Source organism: Coprococcus phoceensis, assembly GCF_900104635.1.
Lineage (GTDB): Bacteria > Bacillota > Clostridia > Lachnospirales > Lachnospiraceae > Faecalimonas > Faecalimonas phoceensis.
The window spans coordinates 2,140,619-2,152,511 of the sequence record NZ_FNWC01000007.1 but is presented as its reverse complement, the minus strand read 5'-3'; the positions used below and the strand labels follow the sequence as shown (position 1 = coordinate 2,152,511).

10 protein-coding genes and 1 riboswitch are annotated in these 11,893 nt (G+C 42.0%); all 10 genes read left to right on the top strand.

The genetic code is table 11. The features are described 5' to 3' along the window. The first annotated feature begins 41 nt into the window (after positions 1-41). Positions 42-623 carry a PepSY domain-containing protein gene (locus BQ5364_RS13955; protein ID WP_004613481.1) on the top strand — a complete coding sequence of 194 codons (582 nt, stop codon included), beginning with the start codon at positions 42-44 and terminating at the stop codon, positions 621-623. A gap of 90 nt (positions 624-713) precedes the next feature. Continuing rightward, complete coding sequence (locus BQ5364_RS13950) at positions 714-1,109, top strand: YbaN family protein (protein WP_004613482.1); 396 nt, start codon at positions 714-716, stop codon at positions 1,107-1,109. A 4-nt stretch (positions 1,110-1,113) separates the two neighbouring features. Next, the gene (locus BQ5364_RS13945) at positions 1,114-1,884 is read left to right on the top strand and encodes a MarR family transcriptional regulator (protein ID WP_004613483.1); all 771 of its coding nucleotides are present in this window, start codon (positions 1,114-1,116) and stop codon (positions 1,882-1,884) included. Between the two features lie 222 nt (positions 1,885-2,106). Next, positions 2,107-3,756, top strand: coding sequence for an NEAT domain-containing protein (locus tag BQ5364_RS13940; RefSeq protein WP_004613484.1), 1,650 nt, complete (start codon positions 2,107-2,109; stop codon positions 3,754-3,756). Position 3,757: 1 nt separating this feature from the next. Beyond that, positions 3,758-4,477 (top strand): heme-binding Shp domain-containing protein, encoded by a 720-nt coding sequence (locus tag BQ5364_RS13935; RefSeq protein ID WP_004613485.1) that lies wholly within the window; start codon positions 3,758-3,760, stop codon positions 4,475-4,477. A 3-nt stretch (positions 4,478-4,480) separates the two neighbouring features. Next, the gene (gene isdE / locus BQ5364_RS13930; protein ID WP_004613486.1) at positions 4,481-5,371 is read left to right on the top strand and encodes a heme ABC transporter substrate-binding protein IsdE; all 891 of its coding nucleotides are present in this window, start codon (positions 4,481-4,483) and stop codon (positions 5,369-5,371) included. Continuing rightward, complete coding sequence (locus tag BQ5364_RS13925; RefSeq protein WP_022251006.1) at positions 5,368-6,354, top strand: FecCD family ABC transporter permease; 987 nt, start codon at positions 5,368-5,370, stop codon at positions 6,352-6,354. Before isdE ends, BQ5364_RS13925 begins: the two co-directional genes overlap by 4 nt. Next, the gene (locus tag BQ5364_RS13920; protein ID WP_004613488.1) at positions 6,351-7,133 is read left to right on the top strand and encodes an ABC transporter ATP-binding protein; all 783 of its coding nucleotides are present in this window, start codon (positions 6,351-6,353) and stop codon (positions 7,131-7,133) included. Before BQ5364_RS13925 ends, BQ5364_RS13920 begins: the two co-directional genes overlap by 4 nt. A 68-nt stretch (positions 7,134-7,201) precedes the next feature. Continuing rightward, on the top strand, positions 7,202-7,945 hold the full coding sequence (locus tag BQ5364_RS13915; RefSeq protein ID WP_044987585.1) for a glycerophosphodiester phosphodiesterase: 744 nt from the start codon (positions 7,202-7,204) through the stop codon (positions 7,943-7,945). A gap of 68 nt (positions 7,946-8,013) precedes the next feature. Then, positions 8,014-8,205, top strand: a riboswitch (cobalamin riboswitch). 203 nt (positions 8,206-8,408) lie between these two features. Next, on the top strand, positions 8,409-11,891 hold the full coding sequence (locus BQ5364_RS13910) for a DUF4430 domain-containing protein (RefSeq protein ID WP_071144485.1): 3,483 nt from the start codon (positions 8,409-8,411) through the stop codon (positions 11,889-11,891). Positions 11,892-11,893: the final 2 nt, after the last annotated feature.

Here is an 11,893-nt window from a genome sequence, read left to right as displayed (position 1 = left end):
CCATATCGAAGCAAGATGGAAAAAGAAAGGAGACATGACTTATGAAGAAAAGATATATTGGAATGATTGCAGGAGGAACGGCGGCAGTTTTGTTGATTGGAGGAATATCGGCATATGCAGTATGGAATCAAAAAGATATCGGAGCAGGTGAGGCCAAGAAAATTGCATATGAGGATGCGGGAATTTCGGAGAGTGATGTAGAACGGGTACATGTGTTAAAAGACAGGGACGATGGAAGACTTGTATATGAAATCGGTTTTGTGGAGGCGGATTATCAGTATAATTATGAGATTGCAGCCTCAAATGGAAAAATTCTGGACAAAGAGATTGAACAAAATAACAATGTTCAAAATACACAGTCCGCTGCAGTGCAGGATGATACGCAGACAGGTTCAGAAAAGACAACAGAGATCAGCATAGAGCAGGCAAAGCAGTTGGTGCTTGACCGTGTACAAGGGGCGACGGACAGCAATATTCGAATTGAGCAGGAGTATGATGACGGCGTTTATAAATATGAAGGAGAATTGAGCTATGAAGGAATGGAATATGATTTTGAAATAGATGCTAATTCGGGAACATTTTTGGAATGGACAGAAGAAAAACAGGATGGAATATTGGATTGACAAATAAGTGAAAATTTGTTATTCTCTAAACGGTTAGTTAAAACTAATTATTGGTAGAAAATAGAAACTGTGTAGAGAAAGGAATTTATCATGAGAAAGAATCCAATCAAAATTCTTTGGCTTGTAATCGGTTTTTTAGCAATGGGGATTGGAATGATCGGAGTGGCACTTCCGGTACTTCCGACAACCCCATTTCTTTTATTGGCATCTTTTTGTCTGGCAAAAGGTTCTGAACGATTTCACAAGTGGTTTACCGGAACAAAACTGTATCAGAAGCATTTAGACAGTTTTGTAAAAAATCGTGCCATGACTTTGAAAACAAAATTTTGTATTCTGCTTCCGGCATCAGCAATGCTGATTTTAGCAATGATTGCGATGAGCAATCTTTATGGAAGAATATTTATTGTGTTCCTTATTATTTTTAAATATGTCTACTTCTTTACGAAAATAGAGACAGTTCGTGATACAACATTGGTAGGGGAATAATTGCATGAACATATTAAAAGTAAAAACTTTGATCTGTTTTCAAAATCAAAAAGAACAGTGGAACGTGACGAACCTTGCGGTGACGCTTGGAGAGGAAAAGTATGCAGTCAGCCGTGTGCTGACTGTTTTGGAAAAGGAAGGTTTAATTGATAAAAGTAATCGGAGAAAACCGATACTTACGAAAAAGGGAAAGATGGCGGCGGAAGCGTACAGTCAGAAAGTAGAACTTGTTATCGGTCATCTGCTGAGTACCGGGGTTTCGCAGGAGGTGGCGAGGGAAGATGCTGTGACGATTGCGTCCTACTGCAAAGAGGAGACGTTGGAAGCTCTGAAAAAAGAAGAAATTGCAAAGCGGGTAAAATACGGATTTCGGGAAGGAATGGAATTTGACGGAGAGAGGCTCAGCAGACGATATCCGGATGGAAATTATCCGATTCCGTTTACCATTTTTCAGAAGGAGCTGCATCGGGAGCATGAAGTCTCAGTGTGGAATGAGCGGTTTGAAAATCCTTGTATTTTAAATATACAGAATAAAAATGGAAAATTGTATCTGCGGATGCTGGAGGAGTATCGGGAATATGAGTTTGCATATTGGGATGGACAAGCATGGTGTGAGATGGAAAGACAGGGGAAATTGCTGGCTTTTCGGGCAGACAAAATCCGGTTTCAGAGCATTGCAGGCGAAAAAGGAAGGATGCTTTCAGGAAGAATCTGGATTCAGATTTTTGATGGGGACGATGCGAAAGAGCTTTTGTTTGCCGTATATATTGCGTAAAAAAGTTGCGAGTTGCAACAAAAAAGAAATTATGATTTAAAGTAAAAAAAAGGAAGAAGAACGCGGTTTGTTGCGCAGTGCAACAAAAAAAGATTTTTCTTTCGAAAAGAAGTGTGATATAGTCAGTTCAGCAATTTAAGTTGCTTTTTTTAATGCCTACTGGTTAGTTTAATCTAATAAATGATAGTTGAAGGCAACATAATAAAAAGGAGGATATGAAAAATGAAGCATAAGACCATGAAATCAATGGTGAGAAGAATGGCCGCGCTTGCGATGGCTGCGGTGTGTACATTTAGTTTGACACAAGTAAATACGGTAAAAGCTGCTGAAAAACTAGAGGCAGGAGATTATGTGGTGCCGATTACATCGCTCAAGAGCAAAGCGCCGATTGCTGCGGTAAATGAGGCGTTCAACAAAGCGTTTGGAGAGAGTGCCAAGGTGACTGTAGACGGGGAAGGAAATATGACAGCAACTGTTGAAAACAATCACATGGTAATCAACATGATGGGAGAATATCATGCGAATGTTTTGACTGTAGAGGGTGCGGAATATCTCTCTTACAAGACAGAGCAGTCTTCTACAACATTTGGAAATCCGGCAGCAATTACAAACATAGAAGTGCCGGAAAAAATGCAATTTCCGATTACACCTTCTGACGATGGTGTGTGTGAATTGAAGATTACAGTAGATTTTATGAACAATTTGATGGGTGGAGGGAATCCATATCCGACGGTTGTGACACTGACATTGGATTTTGCGAATGCACAGGTGGATACAAGTGCACTGAGTGATCTCTTGAAATCTTATGAAGATCTTGTGAAAGAAGATTATACAGAAGATTCATGGAGCGCGTTTGAGGCGAAAATGAAGGAAGCAGAAGGATTGCTTGCAAATGGCGGAGCATCGGCAGCAGAAGTCAATGAGATGATTGCTTCTTTAAAAGATTTAAAAGGGAAATTGCAGTTGGTAAGTGATCTTCCGGAAGCAGATTACAGCAAAGTGGATGCAGCGATTGCGTCAATTCCGAAAGACTTGACAAAATATACAGACGGAACTGTGAAGGCGCTTCAAAATGCATTGCAGACAGTCGTGCGCGGTCTGAAACAAAATGAGCAGAATAAAGTAGATCAGATGGCAGCGGACATTGAGGTGGCAGTCAAAGGCTTGAAAGAAAAGACAACCTCAGACAATAACAGTGGTAATAACAATAACAACACAAACAATAACACGAATAATAATACAAACGATAACACAAGCAATAACACGAGTCAAAATGCAGGAAGCACAACGCTGGATAAAGACAATTTGAAAGATGGTATTTATGAAGTTCCTGTATGGCTGTGGCATGCGACAAAAGATCAGGCGTCTATGGCGGCGCAGTCTTTGAACAGCACCGCAAGAATCGTTGTGAAAAATGGCGTGAAGACAATGTATATTTACACAAAATCCATGACATATGGAAACATTGAAGCGAGCCTTCAGGAATTAAAAGTGGCTGATGCCAACGGAAATTATACGAGTGCTACTGTGGAGGAGAAAAATGCTTCTGGAAATCCGACTTGTTTCTCATTTGTACTTCCTCATACACAGGAATATCTGAATGTAAAAGTGAATCCGCATGTGGCGATCATGGGACACCAGGATATTGAAGCAAGACTTCGCATTGATTACTCAGCGCTGAAATTAGTTTCTGAAGATGCGAATGACACTACTGTTAAGGTGACAACTCCTGCATCTGGAAGCAGCTATGGAGCGTCAAGTGCACCAAAGACAGGAGACTATGATAATTATGCGGCAATTCCGGTTGTTATGCTTATAGCAGCAGCCGCCGGTGTGATGACAATGGTTTACAGAAAGAGACAGGCGAAATAAGATGAAACGATTAAAGCAAATTGTTTTGGGATTGGGAATGGCAGCTGCGATTGCGGCTGCCCCTGTTCCTGTTTATGCGATGGAAGATGGAGCTTATACGGTAGGGAGAACAACATCCTATGCAAATCCGGAGACGGGACAGACCGTAGATGGCGGGACGAACATTGCGCTTGGAGACAGTATGTGTGAGAGTATTGTGGAGGACAGTGCGCTGGTAGAACAGTCTCAGGGGAAAACGTATGTTACGCTTGGAATTGGTCTGATGTCAAATGTGAGTGATGTACGTATGCAGATACAGGAAACAGACGGAACTTATCGAGATGTGGAAATTACACAGACCGGAAGTTGTGAAAGAGATGGAGATACGTGCAATCACTATCGGTTTGAGGTGGATTCGGCAGATAATTATATCAGTCCAATCTTGTATGTAGAACCGATGGGAAGAGACGTACAGTTCTTTGTGAAACTGGATATGGCATCTGCACAGGCAGGGACAGGAAAGTTTGTAAGTGAGATGATATCGGCAGAAGAGCCGCAGACTGAAGAAGAGCCACAGACTGAAGAAGAGCCGCAGGTGGCAGATGAAGAGCAGACTACAGATGAAGAACAGGTGACAGAAAAAACAAATACAAATAAAGTGCCGGTTGGACAGATTGCAGTCGGAGCTGTCATTGTGCTTGTGATAGGTTCTTTGGTTGTGTTCGTAAAGAAAAGGAAATAAGAAATGAAAAAGATAAAGTTGATTGCAGCCTTGTTATCCGCACTGTTTTTGACCGGATGTGTGGATCAGTCAGGAAATCAAAGTGCAGACAATGATACAAAAGAAAAGCGGATTGTGGCGACTTCGGTGGCGACTTGTGAGATTCTTGACAAACTGGAAGTAGAAGGCGTTGTCGGAGTTCCGAAAACGGACAGTTATTCTATTCCGAAACGCTATGAAAATGCAGAAAGCGTCGGTTCTCCGATGGCTCCCGATATGGAAATCATAAAGTCGTTAAAACCGGATATCGTTTTAAGTCCGAATTCTCTGGAAGGAGAATTAAAGTCCCAGTATGAAAATATAGGAGTTGAAAGTTATTTTTTGGATCTGAAAAGTACAGAAGGAATGTATGAATCGATTCTTGCATTAGGAAAGATGCTGGGAAAAGAAGAAGAGGCAGAGAAGCTTCATCAGGAATTCGAGGATTTTAAGAACGATTTCGCACAAAAGCATAATGAGCAGGAGGCTCCTACGGTGCTCATATTGATGGGGCTGCCGGGATCTTATGTGGTGGCAACAGAAAGCAGTTATGTCGGAAGTCTTGTAAAGCTTGCCGGAGGTGTCAATGTATACGGAGATGGCAACGGGCAGGATTTTCTGAATATCAATCCGGAAGATATGGTAGAGAAAGCACCTGATATCATCCTTCGGACTTCTCATGCGCTTCCGGAGCAGGTGAAAAAAATGTTTGCGGAAGAGTTTGCGACGAATGATATTTGGAAACATTTTGAGGCGGTGCAAAATGCGAGAGTATATGACCTGGATAATGAAAAGTTTGGGATGAGTGCAAATTTCCAATATGAGGAGGCGCTAAAAGAACTGGAAACATTTTTGTATCAGGAGGGAACAAATTGATTAGCATAAAAAGAAAAATAATTTCATTTCTGATTACGGGAGCAGCATTGATTGTGCTGTTCCTTGTTGCTGTTAATACGGGAAGCTTAAAAGCATCTCCGGAACAGATTTTGAGAGGATTGTTTGTAGCGTATGATGAGACAGTCGCTACGATATATTCACTGCGATTTCCGAGAATTTTGATTGCGATGCTCGCCGGCGCGTCGGTAGCTGTATCAGGTGTCATGCTTCAGGCGGTAATGAAAAATCCGCTGGCAGATCCGGGAATCATGGGAATTAGCTCCGGCGCAGGAATGGCGGCAGTGCTTGTGACGGCATTTGCGCCATCACTGTATCTGGCGGTTCCTGTATTTGCGTTTTTAGGAGGTGTCTTTGCGTGTGGACTTGTGTATCTGCTTTCCTGGAAGGGGGATTTGAGTCCTCTCAGGGTGATTTTGACCGGTGTGGCGGTGAATGCATTTTTTACTGGGCTGATGTCCGCCGGAGAAAGCATGATGGGAGCGAATTATAGTGGGGCAGCTAGTATCGTGAACGGGAATATTACGATGAAAACATGGGAGGATTTTCGGATGCTTTTCATCTATGCAGTGATTGGGCTTGTTTTGGCTGTCTTTTTAGCGTTAAAATGCGATATTCTTGGATTGGAAGATCAGACAATCCGCTCACTTGGAATTCGAGTCAATGCGGTGCGTCTTATAGTGTCTGCAGCAGCTGTACTTTTGGCATCAATCAGTACTGCGGTAGTTGGAAGCATCAGTTTTCTGGGACTTTTAGTGCCACATATTGCAAGGCTGCTGGTCGGAAACAGTCATAAGGTACTCATTCCTTACACGATGCTTCTCGGGGCATTTACGCTATTGCTCGCCGACACGATCGGGCGTACGATTGCGTATCCATACGAGATTAATGCGGCGGTAGTTATGGCAGTGATTGGAGGACCAAGTTTTATTTTATTATTAAGGAGGTCAAAGACAGAACTATGAATGAGCAGAAATTGATTTATGAAGTGCAGAATCTTTCTTTTTCTTATGGAGAGCATCAGGTACTTCAGGAAATGTCATTTTCACTGCAGAAGGGGAAGATCACAACTCTGATCGGTGCGAATGGCTGTGGAAAATCTACATTGTTCCAACTGCTGACAAGGAATTTAAAGCCTGATCAAGGGGAAATTTGTCTTTATGGTGAAAATCTTCGGAATATGAAACTTAAGGATCTGGCAAAAAAAGCTGCGATTGTGCACCAGTATCATACGGCACCGGCAGATTTGAGCGTGGAGAAGCTGATCGGCTACGGGAGAATTCCCCATCGAAGAACCGGAAGCTTTAAGATGAGCGAAAAAGACGTGGAAAGAGTAGAATGGGCGATGGAGGTGACACGCACAGAAAAATATCGAAACCGTCCGGTCTCAAAGCTGTCTGGGGGACAAAGGCAGCGGGTGTGGATTGCGATGGCACTCGCACAGGATACAGAGCTTCTGCTTTTAGATGAGCCGACGACCTATTTGGATGTGCGGTATCAGATACAGATATTACAATTGGTGCGCAGACTGAATGAGGAATATGGGCTTACCATTGTCATGGTGCTGCATGATATCAATCAGGCATTGTATTATAGCGATGAGATACTTGCGATGAAAGAAGGAAAAATGATTGGACAGGGAGTTCCGGAGGAAATTTTGACGGAAGAACTGTTAGAAGAAATCTATGGCGTCAGACTGCCGGTTTTTACGGTGGAAAAAAAGCCGTTTATATTGGCGGTGTAAGATTTGCATGAGTGAAAAAGATGGTGTATTCTAATGTTATCTGAAAAGTGAATTGGAGATGAAAAATGATGACAAAAATATTTGCACATAGAGGAGCCAGCGGATATGCGCCGGAGAATACATTGGAGGCATTTGCTCTTGCGATGGAGATGGGAGCAGATGGAATTGAGTTGGATGTACAGCTGACAAAAGACGGAGAAGTCGTTGTAATCCACGATGAGGTGATTGATCGTGTAAGTAATGGGAAGGGCCTGGTAAAAGATTACACACTGGTTCAATTGAGGAAGTTTTCGTTCGATAATCATATGGAGGGATATGAGAATATTTCAATCCCTACACTGAAAGAAGTGCTGGAATTGGTAAAAGCAAGCAAAATGGAAGTGAATATTGAATTGAAAACGGGAATCTATTGGTATTTAGGCTTAGAAGAAAAGGTACTTGAGATTGTGAAAAACCGCGAGATGCACAAGCGGGTAATTTATTCTTCGTTTAACCATTATAGTGTACAGAAAATAAAGGAATTGGATCAAAAGGCAGAAACTGCATATTTGTACAGCGATGTAATTCTGAATGTGGAAAATTACGCAAAAGGAACTGGGGTTTGTGGATTACATCCGGCGGTGTATCATTTGAAAATGGCTGATTTTATGGAAAGGTATAAAGAAAGTGGGTGTAAGATCCGTGTGTGGACAGTAAACGATGCGCAAGATATGCGTTTTTTTATTCAGAATGAACTGGAGGCAGTCATTACGAATTATCCAGATGAGGCTTTGAAAATCCGTGATGACATGCAAAAGAAAGAACGTAAATAAAAAAATTTCAAAAATCCAAAAAAATAACTAGAAGTATCAGAAAGAGTCGTATACAATAAAAATGAAAAAAGAGTGAAAATGTATGCGGTTGCTTTTGAATGATACAAAAGCATGAAAAGGGAATCCGGTGAAAAACCGGAGCAGTCACCTCTACTGTAACGCGGACGATGAGACAATAGGCCATTGACAGAATAATGTTGAGAAGGTGTTTTCAAAGAAAGATGCGAAGCCAGGAGACCTGCCGTATATAGGAAAGAATGTTTTTAGGTTGGAAAGAATGTTTCTTTTGGTGATTGCATAGGCATAATTATGTGCAGATTTGGAATCACTGTATGTGAGTAAAAAAGCAGTCTTTCAGAACAGAAAGGCTGCTTTTATGTACAAAGAAGGGACGAGACAAAAAGAAAAGGAGGGCAGAAAGAAGAAAACATTCATCTGAAAAAAAGAGATAGGAGAATGGAAAATGATAAGAAACAGAAAAAAATGGCACAATAAAGTTGTGAGCATTATGCTTGCGATGTTGATGGTTGTCTCTGTAGTTGTTCAATATCCGTTGAACAGTATTGCAGAGAATGTGCAGACAGGCAGTGAAGAATATTTAGGTGTTCAGACAGAGGCAAAGGTCTATGATGATTTTGAGAATGACATCTGGCTGCAATATCAGCAAAAAGAAATGCAGGTTGGGGATACCACAAATTTACGGCCTTGGAGAGTAGAACAGATTATCTCCAATGCAGTTGCAAATGACGTTCAGAGACCGGTATTTCATTTTGAGATCATCAAAGGCGACAGCATTTCGCTGGATACAGAAAGTTCCACTGAAAAAGCAGTTGTGACAGCGGAAAAACCAGGGACGTCAGTAGTGAAGGTAACCTATGATGCAGTTGAATATGGTGGAAAAACATGGGGAGCAATCTCGCCTGTGAACACAGCATATGCGGTATTTACAGTGGGAGAGACAGGGACAGCTACGATTAACTGCAGTGAAAAGCTGCAGAATTGGCGTCATTATGATACCATTTATTATAATGAAGGCGATACGGTTCCGTTTACTTTTGAGGTATCGGCAGACGGCGCTGAATCTTTAAAAGTGACATTGAATGGTTTGGAAATCCAAGGAGATGGAAATACATATACTGCAAACTTAGAAAACCGGAGTAATATCATCGGGATTGAAGCGACAGATGCGGATGGTAATGTAAAATCGCTGTATCGTGTCGTTGATGCAAGATTTATTGAGATCAATGTAGAGAATAAGACGAATCCAGATGCGGCATTAGAGCCTGGTGACACAGCAAATATCAGTTTCCGCGGTGTGACAATGCCAGTGTATAAGCTGGCTACGATTTATAATCCGGTCTGGACATCGAACAGTGCATGGGGAAAATCCGATGCAACATATCTTTCTTACAGCAATGAGACATTAGGCGAGTTTAAAGGTCAGTGTCAACAGTGGGATCTTGCGACGAACAATGATTTTGATGTAACCTTCGAGGAAGCAGGAGAGTATACATTCACAAGTCAAAACGGAATTTTTTCTGAATGGTGGGGAAGTCCTCTCGGAGCAGATATTACTGCAAATGGCTCAGGGGAACCAAACTTAAATGCACCTGTATTGAAAGACTGGTTTTCGACACTGCCAAGCTTTACTGTGTCGGTTAAAAAAGATGTTCCGGTTGAAAACATTACGTTAGATCAGGAAACATTAGAGCTACAGGTTGGAGATGTATCATCTCTGCAGGCTACTGTGACACCGGCGGATGCAACAAATCAGACAGTGGAGTGGAGCAGTGATCATACAGATGTTGTCATAGTAGATCAAGATGGCGTGCTAAATGCAGTGAGCGCAGGAAAAGCTGTTATCACAGCAAAAGCGGGGGAAAAGACAGCAACTTGTGAAGTGACAGTGAAAGAAAAGAGTGAACAGCCGGAAAAAACACCGGTTGGAACAGTGACAGTAAGCATTCAGGATATGATTCCGACACCGGATGGGGAAGACTGGCCGGAAGCAAAAGGTGTGATTTTGAAAAATACGAATGTGTCTATCTATGAAGATGATTCGATGATGGATGCGATCGTGCGTGCGTGCGAAGAAAATGGAATCAAGATTTCTTTGAATGCGTCAAAGACATACATTACGGCTGTGGATGGCCTGGAGGAGTTTGACCGCGGAGCGGCAAGCGGTTGGATGGGAACTTTAAACGGTTGGTTTACAGACAAAGGGTTTGCATCATTTACAGTGGCAGACGGGACATTTGCAGATGGAGATGTCATTACGTTGGAATATACAACGAACTATGGAAGTGATTTGACAGATACAACAGATGTAACAGGAGAACTAAAATCACTTGGAAACAACACAGGGGATTTATCGCCGGAATATAAGCGGGATGTATACAAATATACTTTGACAGTTCCGAAGGATACAACGGAGGTCTCGTTCCGACCGGAGAGCTTTAACAGATATAATAACGTTGCGATTCGTGTGGGGGACAAATCATACCGCTATGGAGACGCCATTCCGGTATCAGAGGGAACTGAAATTAAAATCACATCAACACCGACGAGCTTTATGAGCTTGTTGGGGCTAAAAGATGGAGTTACATATACAATTACGGTAAAATCTTTAGAAGAGCCGGAAAAAACACCGGTTGGGACTGTGACAGTAAGTGTTCAGGACATGGTTTCGACTCCGGAAGGAAAAGACTGGCCGGAAGCAAAAGGTGTGATTTTAGACAATGTAAAAGTGTCTATTTATGAAGACGATACAATGCTTGATGCGATCGAGCGTGCATGTGTGGAAAATAATATCGAAATTTCATTTGATTCGAACAAAACATATGTGACCGGAATTGATGGCTTGGAACAGCTTGAGCGTGGTGAAAAGAGTGGCTGGTTTGTAACATTAAACGGATGGTTCACAGATGATGGGGCAGGTAACTTTACGGTTGCAAACGGAAAATTTGCAGATGGGGATATCGTTACAATGGAATATTCCCTCGACTATGGAAACGATTTGACAGACACAACGGATGTTACAGGAGAATTAAAATCACTTGGAATTAATACAGGTGAACTTGCTCCACAATACAGCAGAGATGTATATGAATATACACTGACAATTCCGAAAGATACAAAGCAAGTGTCATTTGCACCGGAAAGCTTTAACCGCTATGACAAAATCACAATCCAGTCAAATGGAAACGAATACCGTTATGGAGCAGCGATTCCGGTAGAAGAAGGGACTATTGTAAACATCACTTCGGTTCCGGTAAGCTACACGACACCAGTGGAACCGGATGCAAAAGTGACATATCAGGTGACTGTAAAGTACGAGGACGATTCACAGAATCCAGATCCGGAAAAACCAGACCCACAAGAGCCTGAAAAAGAAGAAATTACACTCACAGATACACAGTATGGAGTGAGTCTTACAGGAAAAGAATTGACAAAAGACATGCAGCTTGTTGTCTCCAAATTGACAAAAGACGATGCGGCGGTAGATGAGATTCGAAAAGCCATTCCGTCAAGCAAAGGAGTATTTGCACTGTATCATGTAGAACTTCGTCAGGATGGAAAAGAAGTTGCGTTATCGGATACAGCGAAGCTGAGTCTTCCGGTCGGTAAAAAATATAATGGAAATACAATGGATGTATTACTATATACCGGCGGAGAAGTGAAGAAACTTAGCGGAACTGTTACAGATGGTTATATTGCTGTGAAAGTGACACAATTAGGCGATTTTGGTGTTGTGACGGATATGGCAGGAGACGGAACAAGTACAACAGACAAATTAAGTTCAGCAGATGGCTCCGGCAACAGCCAGACAGGAACTGTAAAAACCGGTGACAGTGTAAAGATAGAGTACCTGGTATACCTGATTGCAGCATGCGCGGTTGTGATTACTGCAGTTGTTGTAGTCAAAAAGAAAAGACAAGGAAAATAAAA

Coding starts and splice junctions, on each gene's coding strand:
- BQ5364_RS13955 (WP_004613481.1), top strand. CDS start 42: ATGAAGAAAAGATATATTGGAATGATTGCAGGAGGAACGGCGGCAGTT.
- BQ5364_RS13950 (WP_004613482.1), top strand. CDS start 714: ATGAGAAAGAATCCAATCAAAATTCTTTGGCTTGTAATCGGTTTTTTA.
- BQ5364_RS13945 (WP_004613483.1), top strand. CDS start 1,114: ATGAACATATTAAAAGTAAAAACTTTGATCTGTTTTCAAAATCAAAAA.
- BQ5364_RS13940 (WP_004613484.1), top strand. CDS start 2,107: ATGAAGCATAAGACCATGAAATCAATGGTGAGAAGAATGGCCGCGCTT.
- BQ5364_RS13935 (WP_004613485.1), top strand. CDS start 3,758: ATGAAACGATTAAAGCAAATTGTTTTGGGATTGGGAATGGCAGCTGCG.
- isdE (WP_004613486.1), top strand. CDS start 4,481: ATGAAAAAGATAAAGTTGATTGCAGCCTTGTTATCCGCACTGTTTTTG.
- BQ5364_RS13920 (WP_004613488.1), top strand. CDS start 6,351: ATGAATGAGCAGAAATTGATTTATGAAGTGCAGAATCTTTCTTTTTCT.
- BQ5364_RS13915 (WP_044987585.1), top strand. CDS start 7,202: ATGACAAAAATATTTGCACATAGAGGAGCCAGCGGATATGCGCCGGAG.
- BQ5364_RS13910 (WP_071144485.1), top strand. CDS start 8,409: ATGATAAGAAACAGAAAAAAATGGCACAATAAAGTTGTGAGCATTATG.